This window comes from Bifidobacterium miconisargentati (assembly GCF_019331675.1).
GTDB lineage: Bacteria > Actinomycetota > Actinomycetes > Actinomycetales > Bifidobacteriaceae > Bifidobacterium > Bifidobacterium miconisargentati.
The window spans coordinates 18,570-42,634 of record NZ_JAHBBJ010000019.1 but is presented as its reverse complement, the minus strand read 5'-3'; the positions used below and the strand labels follow the sequence as shown (position 1 = coordinate 42,634).

Sequence of the window (24,065 nt, the reverse complement as noted above, 5' to 3'; positions counted from 1 at the left end):
TCGGAGAGGGGAGCCAAAGGTCTCACCGCCGCGTGGCCTTGATCGCCACCCAGAGGGAGCGGACCAGCAGCACGCACAGGTAGACGGTGAATAGGATTGCGCCCACGCGCGGGGTCACGGCGGCGGCCATCCACGTGCCGAGCGGCGCAGTCAGGGCGGCAACGATACCGATGATCAGAGCGGCCTTGACATGCACGAGCCGCCGTCGCGTGTTCGCCACGGACGTGGTGATGGCGTTCGGGAACATGGCCAGCAACGACGTACCACGGGCGATCAGATCGCTCGCACCGAAAATAATGGACAGCGCCGGCACGCAAATGGCGCCACCGCCGATGCCCAGCAGACCGGCCAGAATACCGGCGATCACACCGAACGCGATGAGCCCGATCACCGTACCCACGCTCATGACGATCTGCGAATCACGCGACGGATTCGACATGGCCTGATTGACGATCACGAACACCAGGAACAGCACGAACGCCCATCGCAGTACGAGTTCCGGCAGCTTGGACAACAGCCACGATCCGATCTGCCCGCCCACGAACATGCCGCAGAACACCAGCGCGGCCGCGGCCCAATCCACATCACCCTCCACGGCGTAGGAGACCACGCCGGAAATCGCGGTGGGCACGATCGCCATCATCGACGTGGCCGCCGCATGGCGCTGCGTCAGTCCCAGCCAGACCAGCGCGGGGACGATCACCGTGCCGCCGCCGATGCCGAACAGACCGGACAGGATGCCCACGGCCACGCCCACCACGGCCATGATCACAATGCCGCGCGGGGACTCATCCAGATGGTTCTCGTTGATGCTCACTTCACTCATGGCATCAGTCTATGACCGGATCCCGCGGAAGCAGTCCCGGCGTCCGTTCCCGCATCACGTACCGCGCCTGGGACGGCTCACGGCCTACAGTACGCCGGAAGTGATGTCGTGGTCGAGCAGCCATTGGCGCAGGTCGGCGAATTCCTCAAGGCTCACGTTGTGGTCGAGGCCGTGGTAGCTCTTGGTCTTGAGCCACGTGTGCTCCTCGAGCCAGGCCGCGGCGGCGAACAGCTCGTACTTGGGAATCACGTCGTCGAGTTTGCCGTAGGTGTAGAAGACGGGGATGTCGTAATCGGCGAGACGTTCGTCGGCGGGGGCCGTGCCGGGCACCTGGCCGGGCGCGTTGAAGCCGGACAAGGAGATCACCGCACGGTAACGCTCGGGATTGAGCCGCAGCAGATGCACGGCCACGAGCCCGCCCTGCGAAAAGCCGAGCGGCACCACGTCACGATCGGCGGGAATGTTGGCGGCGACCCAGCGGTCGACCGCCACAGCCGCCGCGTAGGCGTCGTAATCGAGATCCTCGCCCACGGGCAGCGAGTCATGCAGCCAGGCGTAGTTGCCGGGCTCGCGACTGCCGGGTTCCGGTTCGGCGAGCGTGAGCGGCCCGCGCAGGGCGGCGAAGTCGTTGTAGGGGGCGATGAGGCGCATGATGTCCGCCATCTCCTCCTCGTTGGAGCCCCAGCCGTGCAGGCACAGGAACAGCGGATGCGTGGGGTGCTGTCCGATGCCGCCGCGGGAGGCCAGCACGTGCTCCACGGTCAACGGGTCGCCGAAATGCCCCGGAACGGTGGTGGATTCGCGGCCGATGAGCGGCCGTTCTGCATTCGCTTCGTTGCTCATACCTGCCAATGGTACGGCCGCGCCGTTACGCCCCGCCCGACCCGGCTCATGATCTGGGTCACAAAAAAGAACCCCGGCGGGGTGTCCGCCGGGGAGAGAAAGGAGAGAGAAGAAGAAAGGGGTTCAATTGTCGGGAACTGCTGCGGCTCCTGATCAGCGTCTTGTTTTGCTGACATGACTTATATAACCATTGGTTTCTGGGTCTATCTCTAGGTTTTTCTGAGAATAACCTGAAAATCGGTGTCTCCACACAGAACGCTAGACTGGGCAACAGTATAAGAAAGCAAGGAGTTTGTATGCTGCTGTCCGACCGCGATATTCTCGCCGCCCAGGCCGCCGGTCATATTGCATTGGATCCGTGGACCCCGGAGATGGTGCAGCCCGCCTCCATCGATGTCCGTTTGGACCGTTATTTCCGTCTGTTCAACAACCATGCCTACACGTATGTGGATCCGGCCGAGAACCAAGGCGCGCTCACCGAGCAGTTCGAGGTGGGCCCGGACGAACCGTGGATCCTGCATCCCGGCGAGTTCGCGCTGGGCTCCACGTGGGAGTACGTCAAGCTCGATCCGACCGTCGCCGCCCGTCTTGAGGGCAAGAGCTCGCTGGGCCGACTCGGCATCCTGACCCACTCCACCGCAGGTTTCATCGACCCCGGTTTCGAGGGGCACATCACGCTGGAGCTGTCCAACGTCTCCACGCTGCCGGTCAAGCTGTGGCCGGGCATGAAGATCGGCCAGATGTGCTTCTTCCAGTTGAGCTCGCCGGCCGAGCACCCGTACGGTTCCGCGGGCACCGGCTCGCATTACCAGGGCCAGCGCGGCCCGACCCCCAGCCGGTCCTACGAGAACTTCTACCGTGCGCATATCGACGACTGACGTCCGCCCAGCGCGTTCCCCCATACTTTCGGCCGGCCTCAGCGCCGGCCTTGCCGTTCTGCCCGTTGTTTTCAAGGAGATGCCATGACCAATATCGATGGCGGTTTTGATTTCGATTTCCAGCACCATGAGAAGTCCTCCAAGCCCACGGTGCCGCCGCTCGACGCCCCCACGGTGGCCCAGCCCGCTGCGGTCTCCCCCACCGTGCCGGTCGCCCAGTCGGCCCCCACAACGCCCGCCGCCCCCGCAGCCGGCGCCTCGACTGCCGGCCAGCAGCAGTACATCTGGGATCAGGCCACCCAGCGATTCATCCCCATCGCCCCCACCGCGGCTCCCGCAACCGCACAGCCCGCGGCCGCAACCCAGCCGATGATGCAGCCGCCCGCACAGCCGTCCGCCTACGCAGAGGCGACGCAGCCCATCACTTCCGCCGCAACCCAGGCGACCATGGCGTACGGCCAGCCCGTCCAGCCGACCCAGCCCGTGCGTCCCTCGGCCTCCTCCGCGGCGACGCAGGTGTTCCAGCCCACGCAGGCCGGCGCCACGCAGGCGATGCCGTACGCAGGTGCCGCCGCTCCGGCTCAGTCCGCACAGGCGACTCAGGCGACTCAGGCATACGCCCCGCTGGGCACCACGCCGATGCCCCGATCCACGGCACCGGCCGCACAGCCGCTGGCGCAGTCCGCCCCGGCTTTCGCACCGTCGGGCATGCCGTCCGCAGCCGCAGACAACGAGGCCGCCACCCAAGTGTTCCAGCCGTTGACCGATGTCGTGCAGCCCGCCGCCCAGCCGGCCACGCTGCCGCCGTCGATCCTGCCGGGCGATCCGGTGGATGACGAACCGGACGACGACGAGTCGAAGGGGCACGGCTCCCGTCGTGGCGGCGGCAAAAAGAAGAAGCACACCGGTGCCATCGTGGGCGGCGTCATCGCGGCTATCGTGGTCATCGCGCTGATCGTGGGCGGCGTGATGTTCTGGCGCGCCAACAGTTCCAAGGTGAGCCATGCGGCGGCGTTGGTGGAGTGCAAGGCCGCCGCCACCCAGTATGACGCGGCCAAGGCCAAGCTCACCGCCGCCGTGACCAACGGCCAGGCCAGCGCGCAGACCTCCTCCAGCCAGGTGGCGGACTCCACCACCATCGACACGCTGAACCAGGCGCTGCAGGATGCTGCCAATCCGACCGAAACCGCCAGTTGCGATTCCTCGCTGACCGCCGACGAGCTCAAGACGCAGGCCAAGGACATGCAGACCAAGGTGAGCGACGTGACCGACAAGACGGACGCCATCAACAACGCGATCAAGGCCCTCAAGGCCTCGAAGGACACGGCCAGCACCGATTCGCTGAAGTCCAACCTGAGCTCGGCCATCTCCAGCGCGCAGACCACGTTGAACAACTCGGCCGGCGCCGTGGCGGACGAGTCCACCCGCACCGCGCTGCAGAGCGCCATCACCGATGCGAACAACGTGCTCGGCAGCTCCAACCCGTCCGAATCGGATGTGAACAACGCCATCTCCGCGTTGCAGAAAGCGGAGTCGGACGTGAACGCCTCGATGCAGGCCCAGCAGCAGGCCAACTCCAGCACCTCGAACAATTCCGGCACCAGCAACGGCAACGGCACCACGGAGAACGGCACGACCGGCGGCACCACCACGAATAACGGCGGCACGACCGGCAACGGCACGGGCACCGATTCGTCCAACACCGACGACTCCGGCACGGCGGACGACTCATCCGCCAACTAAGCCACGGCTTCCCGCCACATGGTGTAGGGGATTCCCCATGATGTAGGGAAATTCCCATGATGCAGGGTCGCAAAACGGCTCTATTCCGCCAAAACCGAAAATCGCATCCCTACATCATGGGACTTTCCCTACATCATGTGCCCCCGCAACACCCGCCGAACACATGTGCAACGGCCCGGACCTTCGCAATTGAGGGTCCGGGCCGTTGGTTTTTGTCCCTAGGATTAGAAGAATTCAGGCGTTATTGGCGCTTAGCCATTATTCTTAGCACAATCTTGCGCAACTCGGAAGCGACAAGCACAAATGCCGCCAAACCGATACATTCGAGCCACGCCATCGCGCCGAGCGGCGTGGTGCCGAACGCGGAGTTGAGGAACGGCACGTAGATCACCACGAGCTGCAGCACCACGGACAGGCCGATCGCGCCCCACAGCCACTTGTTCGAGAACAGGCCCACGAACGCGGACTGCAGGTGGGAGCGGGAGGCCAGCGCGTTGAACAGCTGGGCGAACACCAGGATCGTGAAGCCCATGGTGCGGGCCTCGGTCATCTGAGCCTCGTGGCCGAGCGCGTCCACCGAACGGTCGGTGAACAGACCGCCGGCGAGGTGCATGTCCATGCCGATCAGCGTCACGACGGCCATGATCACGCCGATGTAGATGATGTCGCCCCACATGGAGGCGTCGATCACACGGTCGGTCACCTTGCGCGGGCGGCGGCTCATCACGTCGTCGGTCTGCGGGTCCACGCCCATGGCCAGCGCCGGCGCGGCGTCGGTCAGGAGGTTGATCCACAGCAGCTGCGTGGCAAGCAGCGGCACGGTCACGCCCACGGTCTCCGGCTGTCGGATGCCGAGGAAGCCGGCCAGTACCACGCCGAAGAACACGGTGAACACCTCACCCACGTTGGAGCTCAGCAGGTAGCGCAGGAACTTGCGGATGTTGTCGAAGATCACGCGACCCTCGCGCACGGCGGCCACGATGGTGGAGAAGTTGTCGTCCGCCAGGATCATCTTGGCGCTCTGCTTGGTCACCTCGGTGCCGGTGATGCCCATGGCCACGCCGATGTCCGCAGACTTGACGGCCGGGGCGTCGTTCACGCCGTCGCCGGTCATAGCCACGATGTTGCCCTGGCGCTGCAGGGACTCGACGATCTTGAGCTTGTGCTCGGGGGCGACTCGGGCGTACACAGACACGTCCGCGGTGGCCTTGTCGAGCGCGGCCTCGTCGGGCAGGGCGTCCAGCTGGTCGCCGGTCAAGGCCTTACCGTCCTTGGCGATGATGCCGAGGTCGGAGGCGATACGGGCCGCGGTGAGCGGGTGGTCGCCGGTGATCATCACCGTGCGGATGCCGGCGCGGTGCGCCTCGGCCACGGAGTCGCGGACCTCGGTGCGCGGCGGGTCAATGATGCCGACCATGCCGTTCCAGATGAGGTCGGTTTCGATGGCCTCGGACTGGTCGGCGATGTCCGCCACCTGTCCGGCGGCGTTGACGGTCACGCCGGGCACATCGGCCAGACTGCTGGTCTCCAGCGGGCGGCAGGCCTGGCCCAGCGTGCGGTAGGCCTCGGAGGAGAGGCGCTCCACGGTCGACAGGATGGACTGGCGGTCGCCTTCGGTGAGCTTGCGCACGTGACCGCCCACGCGGATGCGCGAGCAGTAGCTCAGGAGCACGTCGGGCGCGCCCTTGGCGAACACGGTGAGCTTGCCGGAATCGGTGTCGTCCTTGGCGATGATGGACATGCGCTTGCGTTCGGAAGTGAACGGGATCTCGGCCACGCGGGTGAAGCGTTCGGCCTTGCGATCGGCCTTGACCTTGCGGGCGGCCACGATGAGGGAGACTTCGGTGGGGTCGCCCACGATCTCCCAGCGACCGTTGGCGTCCTGCCGCAGTTCGCCGTCGTTGGCCAGCGCGCCGGCGGCGAGCGTGGCGACGACCTCGTCCGCGATGGTGCGGGCCTCGCCCGATTCGGGCGAGACGCCGCCGGTCATGACCATGCGGCCTTCCGGAGCGTAGCCGGTGCCGGTGATCTGCACCTCGCCGGACGGGGTGACCACACGTTCGACGGTCATCTCGTTGCGGGTCAGGGTGCCGGTCTTGTCCGAGCAGATCACGGATGCGGAGCCGAGGGTCTCGACCGAATGCAGCTTCTTGACGATGGCGTTGTGGGCGGCCATGCGCTGCACGCCGAGGGCCAGTACCACGGTGAGGATGGCGGCCAGGCCTTCCGGCACGGCGGCCACGGCCAGCGAGACGGCGAGCAGCAGGGAGTCGATGACGTCCTGCGTGTCGTTGAAGCCTTCCAGCACGGCGAGCGCCGCGAGCACCACCACGGCGATGATGCACACGGCTATGCCGAGGATCTTGGAGACGTAGTCCATCTCCTTCTGCAGCGGGGTCTTCTCGTCCTCGGTGGCGGAGAGCATGTCCGCGATCTTGCCGACCTGCGTGTTCATGCCGGTGCCGGTCACGATGGCACGGCCGGTGCCCTGCGTGACGGAGGTGCCGTTGAAGATCATGTTGGCGCGGTCGCCCAGGGCCTTGGCGGATTCCAGGGTGTCTGGCTTCTTGCCCACCGGCACGGATTCGCCGGTCAGCGAGGCCTCGGCGATACGCAGGCTCGCGGCGTTGACCAGTCGGCCGTCCGCGGAGACCGAGTCGCCTTCGGCGAGGACGATGATGTCGCCGGGGACCACGTCCGCGGTGTTGATGCGCTGCACCTTGCCGTCGCGCAGCACGGAGGTCTGCGGGGCGGTCATCTGCGCGAGCGCCTCGACCGCGGCTTCCGCCTTGGCCTCCTGGATGTAGCCGAGCACGGCGTTGACGATGAGGATGAGGACGATGACGATGGCGTCGAACGGCAGCGCCTCACCGCCTTCGGCTCCCGGGTGGGCGTTGGCCTTCTCGATGAACCAGGCGATGACCGAGATGACGGTGGCCGCGAGGAGCAGATAGACCAGCGGATCCTGGAACTGGGCCAGGAACTTCTTCCATTTGGGCACGGGCGGCGCGCTGGCGAGCTCGTTCGGTCCGAATTTGGCGAGGCGGCGCTTGGCCTCCTCCTCGCTCAGGCCCCGGCTTGGGTCCACATTCAGGGCTTTGGCCACATCGGCGGCACTGGTCAGGCTGGGATCCGTATCCCCCAACAGCGCTTTCTGGGCGCGCACTTCTTCTGATTCCGGGACCTCTTGCGTTGCGGTCGCGGACTGTTCGGATTGATCCTTCAGGCGATCAACCATACTGTTCTCCTTGGTATAGCCGCGGAGTAGTCAGTCCTGCGGCCTTTGCCGGGTTTTCTCTCCCGGCCGCCACGCAAGGACTGCGCGGTTATGGGCATCGACGCAACTGCTGCCGATGCATACGATTGCCATTATTCCATAACTGCGCGGCGCGCTTGGCGCACAGCGTAATGGCGTTTTGTATGGTTATCCCCGCATGGCCGATGCGGCCGGCGTGGACGTGCGGCTCAGCCGGCGAGCTGGTCCTGGAGATTGCGGGCGATGGCACGGTCGCGGGAGGATTTGGTCAGTCGCAGGCCGATGGTGACGGCGATGAGCACGAGCGTGCAGGCGATCCACAGCGTGCGGCCGCCGAAGCCGCTGATGGTCCAGCCGCCCACGAGCGGCGCCAGCGCGATGGAGACGGACCAGATCACGTTGTAGACGCCTTGGTAAGTGCCGCGCGCGGAGGCCGGGGCCATGGCGGCCACGGTGGTGGTGGCGATGGGGAACGTGCCCAGTTCGCCGAGTGTCCAGAGCACCACGGCGAGCGCGAATCCGGCCCAGGAATGGGCCACGATCTGCACCGCGTATCCCACGACCGTGACGGCGAGGCCCACGACGAGCACGCGCGAGTTGCCCATGCGCGCGAACAGTTTCATGGCGGGGATCTGCAGCGCGCACAGCATGAAACCGTTGATGGTGAGCAGCACCGAGTACTCCCCCAGCCCCAAGCCGAGATCGGTCATGGCGATGGGCAGGCCGGAGGTCGACTGGAAGTAGACGAGATAGTAGCCGAACATCAGCACGGAGAAGGCGAGGAAGGGTACGTCGGTCAGGACGCGGCGCCAGTTGTCGCGCAGGGACGGGGCGGCTGGCTTGGCAGTACCGGGATCGGAAGAGGTGGCAGTCACGTCGGCGGTGGCCCTGTCGCCACTGTTGGTCGTGTCACCGTCACCGGCGATGCCCACGTTCGCCGCACCGTCGCCACCGTCCTTGCCATCCGCACCGGCAGTGGCCGCACGTACGGCACCGGACGGACCGGGCGCGGTGATGCCGAGGTGCCGCACCTCGCGGAAGAAGGCGATCAGCAGCACGGTGACGGCCACCATCACCGCAGCCTCGACGTAGAACATCAGCGAATACGAGACCTTGACGAGCTGGTTCGCCACGATCGGGCCGATCGCGTACCCGAAGTTGATTGCCCACGATTGCAGCACGTAGGCGCGCTGCTGGCGTTTGACGGGCACCACGTCCGCGATGTACGCGGCGATGGCGGGGCTGGGCAGCGAGGCGAACGCGCCGTAGACGAACAGGGCGGCGCCGATGGCCACCGGTGCGGTGAGCGCGGAGACCACGAGCAGGGCGATGGCCGCGCCGATCTCGCCGATGATGATCATGGATTGACGGCCGAAACGGTCGGAGAGCGTGCCGCCGAACAGGCAGCCGATGATCGAGCCGAAGCCGTACATGGAGACGACCGCGCCCACCACGCCTTCGTTGATGTGCAGCGCGGAGACCAGGTAGATGGAGAGGAATGAGGTGACGAACCGGCCCATCCACAGGATCAGAATCGCCAGCCACAAGCCCCAATACACCAGGGGCAGTCCGAATATCATGCGCTGCTGCTTCACGCTCAATACCTTAGCAACACCCGGCACGCTTGGGCTGGGGTGCTGGGAGAATGGCACCTATGGCTATTAAGAAAGGACCGACCAAGGGGTCGGGTGGCAAGCATCGTAACAAACTGAAGGGTCACGGCCCCACTCCGAAGGCCGAGGACCGCGTCTATCACAAGGCCTACGCGGCCAAGAAGGCGGCTGATCGCCGTAAGATGGCCGATCCGCGTCTCGCGGCCCGCAGGCGCGTGGACAAGTTCGCCTCCGCGGACACCTCCGATCTGGTGTTCGGCCGCAACTCCGTGCTGGAGGCGCTGCGCGTGGGCGTGCCGAGCTCCACGCTGTACATCATGTCCCGCATCGAGCATGACGACCGCACGCGCGAGATCGTGAAGCTGGCGGGCACGTCCGGTCTGCACATGATGGAGGCCGACCGTCTGGAGATGGACCGCATCGCCCGCTCCGGCAACCATCAGGGCGTGATTCTCAAGGTCAACCCGTTCGAGTACTCCTCGCTGGCCTCGCTGGCCGACCGTGCGGAGAAGAAGGCGAAGGCGATGGAGGCCGCGAACTCGGCGGCCGCGCGCATCGCCGCCCGACCGCTGTTCATCGCGCTCGACGGCGTGACCGATCCGCAGAACCTGGGCGCCGTGATCCGTTCGGCGGCCGCGTTCGGTGCCAACGGCGTGATTCTGCCGGAGCGTCGTTCCGCTTCCGTGACCGCCGCGGCTTGGAAGGTGTCCGCCGGTGCCGCCGCGCACATGCCGGTGGCCCGCGTGGTGAACCTCAACAAGGCGATCGAGGGCTTGAAGGAGCGCGGCTACTACGTGGTGGGCCTCGACGGCGGCGGCGACAAGCTCGTGGGCGAGACCGGTTTCGAGACCGATCCGCTCGTGGTGGTGCTGGGCTCCGAGGGTAGCGGCCTGAGCCGTCTGGTGCGCGAGGCGTGCGACGCCATCGCCGGCATCCCGATCAGCTCGTCCGTGGAATCGCTCAACGCCTCCGTGGCGGCGGGCATCAGCCTGTACGCCGTGGCCAACGCCCGCCGCAAGGCCGGCGCGGCTGAGGCAGCGAAGTGACGGATACTGAAGTGACGGCTTGACGGCCGATTCAGCCGATTGACATAAGTGAGGCGGCTCTCCCCATACCAAGGGGGAGAGCCGCCTCACTTGTTTTCTATGACACATATTGGGCACGGAAGCCCTCATGGCGTTTGAGAGCCCAAACCCACACTATGTATGCGGCTGAACGAAGGGCCCGCATACTTAGTGTCGTTTCGCACGTCCAAACCCACACTATGTATGCGAGGGCATGGTCGAGCCGCATACTTAGCGCCGGTTTGAGACAGGCGCCGACTCGAATCTATATAAACCAAGATTGACATGTCCCCCTATTCTTGGCTCCCCTTGTCAGGACATCGCCGTGAAGCAAACAGCAGAGCTGTTTGTAGGCGATGTCCTTCAAGGGGAGCCGAGAATACGGGTGTCAATCCTGGTGTAACGGCGAATAGCGAACAGGCCGGTACCGTGATGGCCTTGAGGGCTTCACGGTACCGGCCTGCTGTGTTCGTTATTCAGTTATCAGTCCTTGGACCAGAGGGCGTAGAGGGTGCCGTTGCGGTCGATCGGGATGAGGCTCTTGCCGTCGGTGTCGAAGCCGAAGGCGCTGCCGCCCGAGAACGTACCGTTCTTGTTCGAGGCGAAGGCGTCGTTACGCACGGTGGTCCAACCCTGGAAGGTGTAGCCCTCGCGGGTCAGCTTGGTCTTCGGCTTGGTCAGGTACTCGCCGTCCGGCACTGTCTGCGTGGCAAACACTTCAGAAAGGTCGCCCGCATTGGTCTTGAACGTAATCGTCCACTTCCTGCCTTCCTTCACCCACTTGGCATAGAGGGTGATGTCGGCCGTCACCAGCGAAGGCTCCTCGTCCTTGCTGCCCTTGAACACGAACTTCGTGCTCAGCTCGGTATCCGCATACCATCCCTCAAACGTGTACCCCTCACGGGCCGGCTTGGGCGAAGGCTCCGCAACGTAAGCGTTCGCGCCATCGTCCACCATCTGCGCGGGCACCGAACCGTCCTCACCGGCAGCCGGAGCGCCCTCGTAGTTGAGGTCGAACGTCACCTTCCAAGCCCGCACCCAATGCGCGTACAGCGTCAGATCGCCGGTCACGCCCGTCGCGAAGTCGTACGCCGTGCCGCTGCCGTCCGCGGCCGTGTACCAGCCGGTCAGACGGTACCCGTCGCGGGTCAGCGTAGGCGCGGTCAGCTTCTCGCCGGACTTGACGTACATCGCCGTGGCCTCGTCGGCGCCGGTCGTGCCGTCGTTGCGGTGGAACGTCACCAGGTAGTACTTCGCGGACGGCTCGTCATCCCACTTGGCGTACAGCGTCAGGTCGCCGGTCACCGCCGAGCCGAACACGTACGGCGTCTTGCCGTCCGCGTCCGTCGTCCAGCCGACGAACGTCTTGCCCGCCATCGTCGGATCGGCCGGCCGCGTGACCGCATCGCCGTGATTGACGGTCTGCTGCGCGATATCCGAACCACCCTCGCCGGTCACGAACGTCACCGTGTACTGCTTGATCTTCCACACCGCGTACAGCGTGATGTCACCGTTCACCGGGGTGCCGCCGTCACCGATCGTGAATTTCGGTTCCGTCGCTCCCTTCTCAGTGCTCCAGCCGAGCAGGTCGTAGCCGTCGCGGCGCGGCACCTGGTTGGCGGCGATCGGAGCCACGGTTCCACCGGTCCTCACGGTCTGCGACGAGACGTTCCAGTCGATGCCCGTATCGAACTTGACCACGTTCGCCTTCTCGTACTGGGCCCACAGCTTGAGACGTTCGGTCACCGGAGTGCCGCCCTCGCCGATCGTGAACGGCTCCTTGCCGTCCGCGTCGGTGGTCCAACCGGTGAGGATGTACCCCTCGCGCTTCGGCACCTGGTTGTCGGCGATCGGGCGGACCGTGCCGCCGTAGACCACGGCCTGCGGGCTGACGTTCCAATCGAAACCGGTCTCGAACGTCACGCCGAGCACCGACGGACGGTACGTGTAGATCGTCGGATCGCCGCTCACCAGCCAGATCTCGGCCGTACCGGTCTCCGTCTGGCCGGCCGCGACCTGAATCGCGGACTCGGGGATCAGTCGGTCGTTGCCGTCCGGATCCTTGCTCATCCACGAATCACCGCCCTGGCGCAGGACGAACTCGGGCGTGCGGTTGCCCTTGGTCGGCTGGTCAAGCGTGTAGCGCGCGATCATGCCGTAATCGTCATGCTCGGTGAACGAGACCGGGGAGCCGGACTGCTCACCCGACCATGTCCACAGATCCCAGCCCTTCCAGGCGTCCGTGTCGAGGTCGTACTCCTGGTAGTTGCCGTCGGCTCGCATGTAGTGCACGATCACGTTGAGCTGCTTCGGGTTCTTCACGTCGTTCGGCGTGGGCACGGAGGCCGGGTTGCGCGATTCTTCGGACGAGTCGTACGACTTGCCGTCGGAACCGTCGGCCCATGCTTCGATGGAGCCGCGCACCTTGGCGACCACGCTGCCTTCCTTCTTGTCGATCACGGAAGCCGTGTACGAACTCTCCGTGCCGGAGACCGCATCAGCGTCCACCGAGCCGCCCTCAGCGGAGACGATACGGTAGTTCACCGTGGTAAAGTCGCCGCCCAGCGTCGTGCTCATGCGCTTGCCCCACGAATCGGAGGTCTTGTCGAACGCATGGTACGTCTTGCCCAGCGGGTTGCCGTTCACGTCCGTACCCCAGACGACCACGCCGGTCGCCTGCTTCTGAGCGTCGCTGGCGGCCTTGAAGTGCACGGTGAACGTGGTCTTGGTCGAGGCGACGCACACGAACGGCACGCCGATCGTCTCGTCGTGGTTCTCGACCGCGGTGATGGCCGTGCCGACCGCGTTCTCGTACGGCTTGGAGCCGCCGGCGTTCGAATAGCCGTCGCGGTAGTCCCACAGCGCGCTGTCGGCACCGGCCGGGTCGTTGGTGAACCGGTACTTGAGACGCTTCGCCGTGGCGTCCTTGATGGTGGTCTTGTACCAGCCGTCCGCCGCCTCGCAGGCCGCGTCGCTGCCGGAGACCTTCTCCATCTTCACGGGCGTGCCGTTGAGTAGCGTGTCGCCGATCGCGTACTGGATGTACACGTCGTCGCCCCAGTCGGAGCTGGGCTTGTAGTAGATCGTGGCCGAATCGTCGCCGATGCGGTCGGTGTTGACCTGATCGTCGTAACCGGTGTCCGCGGTCTCGTAGCCAACCCAATCAGCCGGCTTGTCAGCGGCCGCGTAGATCGCGACGGCGGAGCGCTTGGCGATCGTCACGCTCAGCTTGCCGCCCTTCACGGTCACCTTGTTGCAGGTCTTGCCGGACGTGTACACGTCGCAGTACTCGCCATCGGGCAGGTTCGTCTCATACGTTTCCTCATGTTCCTGCAACGTGTTGTTGATGGCGATGAAGCCCTGGTCGTTGCCGTTGGCGTCCTGACGGGCGAAGCCGATGTTGTTCGCGCCGTTGTCCTGCCAGCGACCGACCGTAGTGCCGGCCACCGCGTTGTGGAAGCCGATCATGCCGCGCACGGACGCCCAGCGCTGTTCGCACAGCCACTGGCCCTGTTCGCGGGTGCCGCTCGTCTTGCACGCCTCGTCGAAGTCGACGTCGGTCACATGCGTGTCCGTGGTGCCGTTCGGGCCGGCGTCGGAGTTGGCGTCGGTGAAGTAGTAGTCGGAGATGAGCTTCGGCTTGCCGTAGTCGTAGGCGAGCATGAAAGCGTTCGCAAGCTCGTAGCGTGAGCCGGAGTCGACGGTGAGCGTTTCGGAACCGCGTGCGGTATCCCAGTTGGTCACGAACACGGTGGCCTTGTTGCTCGGCAGCAGTCCGTTGCTGATGTTCTTCAGGTTGGAGACGTCGCCGTTGAAGTACTGCCGCAGCTGGTACGAATAGGAGAATTCGGTGACGTCGCCGTTGGTCGTGTAGTTCTTCGGCGCGAGCAGCGGGGATTCGCCCTGGTGGTAGATGACCTCCTGCTGGAACGGGATGTCAGCGGCCTTCACGCCGATCTTCTGGGCAAGCTTCGCCTTGATGGCCTTCAAATCGAGCGTGTCGATGTGCTTCGCGGAATCGATGCGGAAGCCGCGCACGCCGAGGTTCCACAGCTTGGCGAGATATTCGGCCTGGATGGTCTGCACACGGCTGGAGCCGGTGTTGATGTCCCACATGGTCGACAGACGGCAGTCCTGCACTTCGTCGGCGTTGGTGTAGTCGGCGATGTTGGTGCGGCAGGAGTGGAAGTCGCCCGTGGCAAGGCCGTACTGGTGGTTGTTGCCGCTTTCCTCGTACTGGTAGATGCCGATGCCCGGATAGCGGCCGTACGTGCCGTTGTAGGCGGTGCCGGCCACGCCGTACTGGTCGTCCACCCACGAGACGTCGTGGCCGGAGGTGTGGTTGAGCACCACGTCGGCGATGATCTGCACACCCACGCTGTTGCAGGTCTTGATCATGCTCTCCAGCTCGGATTCGGTGCCGAAACGCGAGTTGAGCGAATAGCTGATCGGCTGGTAGACCGTCCACCACTGGGTGCCCTGCACGGACTCCTCGGGCGGGGAGATCTGCACGTAGCCGACGCCTTCCGGCCCGTACGTGGCCTTGCATTCCTTGGCGATGGTGTTCCACGACTGCTGGAATGCGATCATCGTCACGTCGGACTGGGCCTTGGTCGGGTCGATGGTCGTGCTGGTCTTGTCCGCAGCCTGCTGCTGCGTGGCGTTGGCGTTCATCTCGTCGGCGACGGCGGCGGTCGTCGCGGCCGCGCCGCCGAGCGTCATGGCCGCGCCCAGCATCATGGCGAACAGCTTCGACACTCCCTTGCGGAAGGATCGGGCCATCGTCGCCTTGGCCCGCCTGGTCAGGTGGGCCGGCTTCTCAGCGGACCGGGAGGCGGTCAGGCCGCGCATCGCGGTATTCCGAGTCATCGGAGATCTCCCTTCTTGTTGCGCTTGCCTGCGGCGGCGAGCGCCTTGCGGCCGAAGAACGCGCCGGACAGTGCGATGAGCGTCATGCCGAGCAGCAGGATGCGGGTCGTGCCTTCACCGCCGGCTTCCGGTAGGATCGGCAGGCTGGTGTTGGTGATGGTGTAGCCCTTGGTTGGGTTGCCGGTGATGATTGGCGAGTAGTAGCCGTCGAGGGCGGAGACCGGAGTGCCATCTTTGTTGACCTCGCGCACCTCGTACTGCTTGTGCTTGCTGATCCCGGTGAACGTGTACGACCACTTGTTCTCTGCGGTCAATTCGACCGGATCACCAACGGCGGTCAGGTTGCTGTTGTCGGCGTTAGTGATCTTTGGCCCGGTCGTGGTATCAGCGAATACGAAATCAGTGTTACTGATGTTCTTCTCGTAGAGCCGCACCCAGATGGAGCCGGGGCGGGTCTTGTCCTTGTCGCTGTTGTCATTCCACACCTTGTACACGTTGAGGTCGGTCTTGTCCGGCACGTTGCGGTTGCTCAGCGTGAAGGAGTACGCATCCGGTTCGCCGGCCGTCGTTTGGGTCGCCGACGTGTCCGTATCGCCGCCTTCGGACGGGGCCGACGTCGTCGGATACTTCGTGGTGTCCTCGAACGTCGCGGTGTAGTCGTCCACGGCCTCCTCGGTGACGGAGTAGCGCAGCAGCTTGCCGTTGCGGTACTTCGGCAGGTTCTTGAACGTGTACGTCCACGTATCGGCCGTTGCGGCCTTGGTCGCATCGGACTTGCTATCCGTTTCGTTCGATTCGCCGGCGGGCGTCTCCGTGTCGGTCTGGTCCGTTGCGGTTGCGTCGCCGTCAGCGGGCTGATCGGACGATTCGGACTGCATGGACGCGGACTGGCCGGACTGGCTGGTCTCGGACGGAGCGGTCTCCGACTGATCAGTGCCGGACTGCTCGGTCTTGCCGGATTGGGACTGCTCGGTCGATTCGGAACCAGTCTGCTCGGTCTTGGACGGCGTGGATTCGGACCCGGCGGTGTCCGCATCGGCACCGTCGGCCGTATCGGACTTGCTCTCGTCTGAGGTTTCCGTCGTTGCCTTGTTCTTAGCGGTCAGCACGGCGCAACTCACGCCGACCAAGTCACCGGCGCACTGATCACCCTGCGGCTCGGGCCAGCCGTTGGACTGGTCCCACAGGCTGGTGAGCAGCCAGACGGTCACCTGCTTGGGGCGTTGACCGTTGAAGTCCTGGGCGTCGTCCCACACCTTGCTCACGGTCACGGCCGTGGTTTCGGGCTTGTGCGTGTTGGTGATGGAGAACTGCTCGTTCGGGTGGTCGGCGTCGGCCTGCGTCTTCGTGAAGGTGACGTTGCACTGCGTACCGGTCGGTTTATCCACCGTGCACACGCCGGAATCGTCGAAGTCGTTGTATCCGGCCACCGGCGTCTCCTTGACGGAGTACGTGTACTCGTAGCCGTACACGTTCTTCTTCGGCAGGTTCTCAAGCGTCCACTTCCACGTGTTCTTGTCGGCGTTATCCGGGACCTTGAGCGTGGTGACGATCATGGTTTCGGAGTACTTCTCCGTCTTGCCGGCCGCACCGCCGTCCTTCGGACGCTCGCTGGTGCCGGTCACGGTCACCTGGATCGCCTCGGGCCGCTTGCCGTCCTGATTGTCGGCGTCGTCCCACGTCTTGGTCAGGTCGATGCTGCGCGAGTCGGGCTGGTGGATGTTGTAGATCACGACGGCGTATCCGTTGGCGTTCGACGTCTTGACGATCGAGGCGTGGTACTTGTCCTTGTCGGCACCTTCTGTCTTCTCGCCCACGGTGTACGTGATCTCGTTGCCTTCGCTGTCCTTGGCGTCCAGTCCAGTCCAGTCCAGTCGTGCGACCAGCCGTTGTCCTTGTTCAGCTCGACATGGTAGGCCTCGCCTTCCATCTCCTTGCCGTTCGCGTACAGCACGGCCGTCACCTTCACGTTCTCGCGCAATTTGTCGGAGTCGTTGTTGTCCTCCCAGCGCTTGGTGACGGACACGGCCGTGTACGACTTGACCGCATCCTCCACGCGCACCAGGTTGCCGCTGCTGACCACCTCGTCGACCACGACCTTGCCGTTCTCCACAGTGAACGTGATCGGTTTGGACGCCACGTCGTAGCCTTTCGGGGCCTTGGTCTCGGTGAGCGTGTACGTGCCGTTGGGCAGCTGGAAGGTCTTCGGGCCGTTCGCGGAAGACGTCCACGTGAGCATCTTGCCGTCCGTCGAAACCATCACGCCGGCCGGCACATCGAAGCCCTTGTTGTTGAACGGACCCTCGTCACCTTCGAACGTGACGCCGGTCAGTTCGAACTCGGCACCGGCGAGTTCGGCCACGCCGCCCACGGCGACCTTGGAGACGGTCACGTTGGTGGTGTTGAGCTCGTCGGTCATGGTGACGGTGTTGTTCTTGTCGGTCTTGCCGTCGACCGTCACCGTGCCGTCGAGGTTCACGGTGAACGCGATGTCGCGCGCCGGCTGGTAGCCGGACGGGGCTTCTGCCTCGTGCAGGTTGTACGTGCCGGGCACGAGCGTGATGTCATACGGCTTGCCGGTGGACACCCATTGAATCGGGTTGATCGTCTCGCCCGCCAGCGTGGTGCCGGTGACGGTGAGCGTCGCGCCGGCGATCTCGCCCACGCCGTCGGTCAGGCTCACCTTGGATACCTTGACGTCGACCGGCTTGTAGATATCGGTCATGACGATCAGGTTGCCGTCCGCGGTCTTGCCGTCGATCGTGACGGACAGCGAGTTGTCGCTGTTGCGCACGACTTTGAAGCTGATCGGGTCGGCCACGTAGTAGCCGTTCGGTGCCTTCAGCTCGGTGAGCGTGTAGGAGCCGGGCTTGAGCTCGACTTCATACGACTTGCCGGCCTCACTGATCCACGTTTCAGTGACCTTCTTGCCGCTCTCGTCTTCCGTACCGTCGATCTCCATCTTCGCGCCGGCGATTTCCGCACCGCCGAGGTCGCGCTTGGAAACGCGGATCTTCGTGTCGGTCGGATAGTGCGTGTTGGTGATGGTGATGCCATCCTTGGCACTGCCGCTGGTCGACACCGTGTAGCCGGCGGTCGGGCTGACCTCCTGCACGGTGTACGTGATGAGCGCACCGTTCTCGTACTTCGGCAGGTCGGTGAACGTGCCCTTCCAGTTGTCGTCGGCCTTGATCTTCAGCGTCTTGCCGGGCACCGCGACGCCGTTGGCGTACAGCTGCACCTCGATGTTCTGCGGGCGCAGCCCGTCCTGGTCGTTCGCATCGTTCCACTTCTTGGTGACGGGCACCGAGACGGTTTTCGGCTTGTACGTGTTGGTGAACGTCGTGGTCGACACGCCGTCCGATTCGGTTGCGGTGGTGTCTTCGGACGTGTAGTCGCCTTCGTTCGCGTTGACTTCGATGACCTGGTACTTGACTTCCTTACCGCCCTCGAGCACCGGCAGATCGGTCCATTCAACCACAGCCTGCGATTCCGGCGTGCTCTCGTTGATCACCTTTGCCTGGCCAACATTGGTCCACGCACCACCGCCCACAGACTTCTGCAGCTGGAATCGAGCCGGCTGACGCTTGCCATCCTGGTTGTTGCCGTCATTCCACTTCTTGCGGGCGCGGATCGACGTGACGTCCGAATGATCGACCATCGTCACCTGACCGACCCCGTCCTTGTCGCGCACGTCGACGCCGTTGACCAGCACCGCGCCCTTGTTGGTGACTTCGATGACGATCGGCGCGGCGGTCTGGTAGCCCGCCGGAGCCTGCGTTTCGGTGAGCGTGTACGTGCCCGGGGTCAGGCCGTCGATCTGCACCTTGTCGCTGGTCGTCGGCCATGTCTTGATCGGAGCGGCGGCACCGGACTTGGTGAGTTCCAGCGTCGCGCCGGGAACGGCGATGCCGCTTTCGTCGGTCTTGTTGAACGCGATCTTGGCGGTGACGTCACTGACGTTGTTCACCGACCACAGGTAGGACTGCAGGGTCGTATTGGTCGCGCCCGCCGTGGCGACGGTCAGCGGAATGCCGCCTACGGTCTTGCCGCGATAGAACGACGCATCATGTCCACTGGGTTCACCACCCGGAAACACGACATACAGTGTCGTATCGCCGGCGTATCCCTCAGGGGACTGCGTCTCGGTGACCCGGTAGATCTGGTCCGCGCGCAGACCAACGACCGGAGTGTAACCGGTGGTGCCGGACGACAGGCTCTCGCTCACCGTCTCGGCAACACCTTTCGAAGTCCACTTCTGGTCCTGCGTCATGGGCACGTTGAGCCGCTCGACCTTGAATCGAGCGCCGTTCAGCGGCTTGGTGACATCGCCGTCGGCGTACTTGTAGATCTGCAGCGAGTACAGATCAGAGCTGACGCCGCCCTGCGCCTCCTGGACCGTGCCGGTCTGCGTGGTGCTGGACGTACCTTTGTTGTTCTCGTAGCCCTTCAGCACGATCGTGTTGTTGCCCAGATTGTTGAAGCTCTGCCCCGGCTTGAGCTGCACGGCTGCCTTGTACGTGATCGTGAGCGCGCGCGAATCGGGCACGGTGAACGTGATCGTCCGCGAGTCCGGATCGTACGCATACGTCGCGCCGGTCACTTCGGCCTTGGTGTTCTTGTCGGTGATGGTCACGCTGTCCATGCGCAGGGCGAGCGCCTCGCCGAGCGTATCGGTGAGCGTAAGCGAATTGCCCTTGTTGAGCGTGGCAGCACCGGGGTTTACGGTCACCGTGTAGTTGATGTACGGCGCGGTGTTCTTGTCGTACACGCCCTTCTTGGCGACCAGGTTGCTGGGACCTCCCCAGATCTTACTGTCATCGTGCAGCTGAGCCTCACCATCAATATGGATGACAGCGCTGTTCGTGTACGAATGATCCTTACTCAGCGCATCGTTGAAATTCGTATACGTGGTGTCGTACTGGATGAGCAGCGAACCACTCTGCGCCTTGGCGAACGCCGGGCTATCCTTGGCGATGACAAACGTGAGTGTATGGTCGCCGTTATCAGTGACGGTCACACCGGTGTAAGTTTTACCCTTGGAGTCCTTGGCTACCATCGAGCCGGGAATGTACTTGTGATCGCCGAGGCCGTTGCTTCCGTCGGACAGCGTATCGGTAATAGTCACGGACTGCGCGTTGTCCGGAATGTCATGCACCTTGAGCTGCCAACGCATGATGTTGCGGCTCAATGGCGTGCCATTGCCGTCATCGTTGTATGACGCGCCCGCAGACTTGTCCATGTTATCAACCACCGGCTCGTGGCTGTCGGTAGCCTCCTTGTTCACGAACCTGGCCGTGTTGTAGAACGTGGTGCCGGTGGGCGCACCATCAAGCACGGAGGACGTGTACGAGATGTACAGTTTGTCGCCCTTGTTGATCTTGTCATTGAAAGTGATCGTGAACGACTTGCGATCCGCGGCGACTGTCTTGGTGACGCTACCGTCATACTCCTTGGTCAGCTTGCTATCGGTATAGATCTTGATATTGTTCGCATCCGGATCGAGCACCTGCCAGTTGGGCTTGACATAGTTCTTGTCGTTCGTGTGGTCCTTGCCGTCGTCGTCGACAGTATCAGTCAGCACCTTGCCGGCCGGTAGCTCTTCCTTGGCGGTGAACGTGGTGAGCCACTTAAGAGTCTTTGTCGCAGTCGCGTCGCCGGCGTACTTCTTGCTCAGGTCCACGGCGTCCTTGCCAATTGTCACCGTGCCACTGCCGGGCAGTTTGCCGCTGTTATCACCAGGCGTGACCGTCACGTCGTTCTTATACGTCAGCTTGTCGCCGCTACCAGTCTCGGGCAGCTTCGTGACTTCGGTGGAATACGTGATCACGTACTGGCGATGTGGCTTGCCGTTGTTGTCCGGCAGTTTTGCCGTACCGTTTTCCAAATCGCTCCAGTTGAGAGTGGTCTCGTGGTACTGCCAGTTCACGTCAGTGTATCCAACCTTCACGGTGCCGGTCGGAGCCTTGAGGTTGGCGCCAAGCGCATCCTTGATCGTCGTCGCATTGGGCATTACGTCGGATTCCGGATCAGCGTTCACGGTGATCGTCCAGTTGATCACCGTGGACTCCTTACCGTTGGCGTCCTTGGAAGTGACGGCTTGACCGTTCTTGTTCACGGACCATCCGCTGTTCAGCCAAATGCTCTGCTCAGTGGTCTTCCTTTTCGTGGAATCGTCGCTGTAGTACTTGACCTTGTTGTTAACAAGATCCCACTCCTTGTTTTTGACTGCGTCAGCGACGGCCTTGCGATCGATTTTCACGCTGTAGCGCGCATAGAGCACCTGGCCATCGGTCATCTGGTCGATGTTGGCTGTGAATCCCTTAAGATCGGCGTTGTCTGCATACTCCCACTTGCCTTTGTATTCCTGTGTGCAGTTGGCGTCCGTGTACAGCTTGAGCGATTTCTCCTGCAACGTGAGCAGTTCACCCATCGAGTCTTCGAGCTTGACGTTCTTGTTGGAGCCGGTCGAGTGCACTTCGACGACGAAGTCGAACACGCTGGGGTCGTCGGTGGAGATGGCACCGTTCTTCTGCGCCCACAGGCTGTGCTTTTCGTTGACGTCGACCTCGAGTTGACCGATGCCGGGGAATTCGAAGCTAGCTTTGCCGCCGTTGTTGTCGCCGGTCGATTCCTCGTTGATCGTGCCGTTGACGGTGACGTATGCCTTGATGTTGGAGCCGTTGTCGGAGCGGTTGAAGGTGGCCACGATACGGCTGCCGTTGACGGTGAAGGTGCCTCGCTCGCCGCCGTCTTCGCCGTAGATGGTGTAGGTTTCGCCGGACTTGAACGTGATGCCCTTCGGCAGGTCGTAGATGAACTGGTCGCCTTCCTTGATGCCGTCCTTGCCGTTCAGCACGGTCCAGTACAGCTTCATCTTGACGTCGTCACCGTAGCTGACCTTCATGCCGGTGGTGTACGGCCGGCCGTTGATGGTGATGGACGTGTCGTCCTTCAGGACCGGGGCCTGTTCGCTGCCGATTTCATAGGTGTTCGCAGCCTGCGCGACCGGCACGCCCACGATTGCGGCGGCCAACAGCATCGCAATCACCACAAGCATTGATGCCAACGTTCGCAACAACGGATAACGGGGGTATTGCCTGCTCTGAACGAACATCTTCTCTCCTACCATGGCACTACGTCATCGATTGATACCACTCAGTCGTCTAGATTTCAGAATACGTCAGGCCATAGTCTTTTTGCAAACGATTGCCAAATGGTGATTCCCTTCAGGAACTTAACTAATAAGCCATTTTTGTCAATGATTTTCTTGCATCACTTTCATGAAAGTAAACTGCAAGTGCAAACGTTTGCGGCATAAAGGCAAAAAAGGGTGGCCGCACGTTGGCAACCACCCTTTCAGGGGGTACAGACGGCCTACGGCCGCATTTTGCGGCCTTTGGCTGCTTCTACTACCCCTCAGTCAACCGACACGGTTGACAGCTCCCCTGACAAGGGGAGCCGAGGTACCTTCATTTAATGGCTCCACACCGCCGCATCCGGATCGTCGTCGGGGTTGTAGCCGTCATCGCCGTAGGTGTATTCGTCGTCCACCACGCCGGAGTCGGCTTCGGCGTTGAGGGCGTCCACATCCTTCTTGTCGAGCTTGTACTGCGGGAGCACGTTCTCGATGTAGCTCTTCACGGCCTCGCCCATCGGCACGTCGTGACCGGCCTTCTCCGCCAGGAACCAGCGGTGGGTGAGCACCTCGTGGAAGAACTGGGCGGGCTCGATCTGCGAGCGGTATTCGCGCGGAATCATGCGCACGGTGGGCTCGTAGACCTCGCGCATCCAGTCCGTGGCCACGATTTCCAGCTCCTCGTCGTCACGCCACATGGAAGCGCGGTAGGCGTCGAGATCGTTGAGCAGACGGCGGGCCTGGTTCTCCTGCACGTCCAGGCCGGTCAGGCGCAGCAGCTTGCGGGAGGCGTAGCCGGCGTCCACCACGCGCGGGCGGACCAGCACGCGCTTGCCGTCCTCGGCGGTCTTCATCTCCAGCTCGTCCACGTCGAAACCGAGCTCGTTGAGCTTGTTGACGCGCTGCTCGATCTTCCACATCTCGTCCGGGCCGAACTTGTCCGTGTCGGTCAGGGCGCTCCACAGCGAGTGGTAGCGGTCCACCAGGCGGTTGCCGACCTCGATCTCGTCCATGTCGCTCGGCAGGAGACGACCGGAGGCCAGATCCATGAGTTCGCCGATGATGTTGGTGCGGGCCAGGTCGATATCGTATTCGCGCTGGCCTTCGGTCAGGTTCACGTGCAGATCACCGGTCTCGGCGTCCACCAGGAAGGCGGAGAAGGCGTCAGCGTCGCGCAGGAACAACACGTTCGAAAGGGACACATCGCCCCAGTAGAAGCCGGCCAGGTGCAGGCGGACCATGAGCACGGCAAGGGCGTCGATGAGTCGTTCGGCGGTGTCCGGACGCAGGTTGCGGGCGAACAGCGCACGGTACGGCAGCGAGAACTTGAGGTGTTTGGTGACCAGAATCGCCTCCAGCGGCTCGCCTTCGCGGTTGCGACGGCCGGTGACCACGGCGATCGGCTGGACGGTGGGCAGGTCGAGCTTCTGCAGGCGACGCAGCAGCTCGTACTCGCGCTCGGCAACCTGACGGGTGATCTCCTTCATGGCGTAGACCTCGTCGCCCACGTGCACGAAGCGCACCACGTGGCGGGAGATGCCTCGCGGCAGGTTGGCGAGCAGGTCCTCGGGCCAGGTGGCCAGGGGCTTGTGCCACGGCAGCGTGAACATCTTCGGGTTCGAGCTGGCGGCGGTGATCTTCAATGCTTGCGGCTCGCCGGAATCGACCTTTTCGTCTTCGGCTTTGACAGACGTGGCCTTCAGCGCGCGCGGATCCAACTGGGGTAATTCGTTCAACTCCATGTGTTCGATTTTACGGCGCATCGGGGATGTCCGGGCCAAACGGCGGTGCGAACGGTTGCAACATTCACAGCCAATACAAGAAAAGCCCCGCAG

Annotated in this window: 11 protein-coding genes; 3 read left to right on the top strand and 8 right to left on the bottom strand. The window is 63.5% G+C overall.

The genetic code is table 11. The annotated features are described in order from the left end of the window. Positions 1-22 precede the first annotated feature (22 nt). Both KIH81_RS10655 and KIH81_RS10650 read right to left on the bottom strand, forming a co-directional pair. A complete protein-coding gene (locus tag KIH81_RS10655; RefSeq protein ID WP_214305297.1) occupies positions 23-826 on the bottom strand; it encodes a sulfite exporter TauE/SafE family protein in 804 nt (267 codons plus the stop codon). An 84-nt stretch (positions 827-910) separates the two neighbouring features. Next, positions 911-1,669 carry an alpha/beta hydrolase gene (locus KIH81_RS10650; RefSeq protein ID WP_214305296.1) on the bottom strand — a complete coding sequence of 253 codons (759 nt, stop codon included), beginning with the start codon at positions 1,667-1,669 and terminating at the stop codon, positions 911-913. Positions 1,670-1,965: 296 nt separating this feature from the next. Between KIH81_RS10650 and dcd the strand changes: the two genes are divergently transcribed. Continuing rightward, entirely contained in the window at positions 1,966-2,547 is a 582-nt protein-coding gene (dcd, locus tag KIH81_RS10645) for a dCTP deaminase (RefSeq protein ID WP_214305295.1), read from the top strand. Between the two features lie 84 nt (positions 2,548-2,631). Continuing rightward, positions 2,632-4,290 (top strand): FIVAR domain-containing protein, encoded by a 1,659-nt coding sequence (locus KIH81_RS10640; RefSeq protein WP_214305294.1) that lies wholly within the window; start codon positions 2,632-2,634, stop codon positions 4,288-4,290. Between the two features lie 241 nt (positions 4,291-4,531). Here the strand turns inward: KIH81_RS10640 and KIH81_RS10635 are convergent, their stop codons facing one another. After that, positions 4,532-7,528, bottom strand: coding sequence for a cation-translocating P-type ATPase (locus tag KIH81_RS10635; RefSeq protein ID WP_214305293.1), 2,997 nt, complete (start codon positions 7,526-7,528; stop codon positions 4,532-4,534). A gap of 227 nt (positions 7,529-7,755) precedes the next feature. Beyond that, entirely contained in the window at positions 7,756-9,141 is a 1,386-nt protein-coding gene (locus KIH81_RS10630) for an MFS transporter (RefSeq protein ID WP_476695650.1), read from the bottom strand. A 59-nt stretch (positions 9,142-9,200) separates the two neighbouring features. Between KIH81_RS10630 and rlmB the strand changes: the two genes are divergently transcribed. Continuing rightward, entirely contained in the window at positions 9,201-10,205 is a 1,005-nt protein-coding gene (gene rlmB / locus KIH81_RS10625; protein ID WP_214305292.1) for a 23S rRNA (guanosine(2251)-2'-O)-methyltransferase RlmB, read from the top strand. Positions 10,206-10,706: 501 nt separating this feature from the next. Here the strand turns inward: rlmB and KIH81_RS10620 are convergent. From KIH81_RS10620 to KIH81_RS10605, 4 genes are all read right to left on the bottom strand, one after another. Next, on the bottom strand, positions 10,707-15,092 hold the full coding sequence (locus KIH81_RS10620) for an InlB B-repeat-containing protein (RefSeq protein ID WP_214305291.1): 4,386 nt from the start codon (positions 15,090-15,092) through the stop codon (positions 10,707-10,709). After that, complete coding sequence (locus KIH81_RS12300; protein WP_214305290.1) at positions 15,089-16,909, bottom strand: Cna B-type domain-containing protein; 1,821 nt, start codon at positions 16,907-16,909, stop codon at positions 15,089-15,091. Before KIH81_RS12300 ends, KIH81_RS10620 begins: the two co-directional genes overlap by 4 nt. After that, positions 16,822-22,152, bottom strand: coding sequence for a SpaA isopeptide-forming pilin-related protein (locus KIH81_RS10610; RefSeq protein WP_214305289.1), 5,331 nt, complete (start codon positions 22,150-22,152; stop codon positions 16,822-16,824). Before KIH81_RS10610 ends, KIH81_RS12300 begins: the two co-directional genes overlap by 88 nt. A 416-nt stretch (positions 22,153-22,568) precedes the next feature. Then, a complete protein-coding gene (locus KIH81_RS10605) occupies positions 22,569-23,972 on the bottom strand; it encodes a DUF4032 domain-containing protein (RefSeq protein ID WP_214305288.1) in 1,404 nt (467 codons plus the stop codon). Positions 23,973-24,065: the final 93 nt, after the last annotated feature.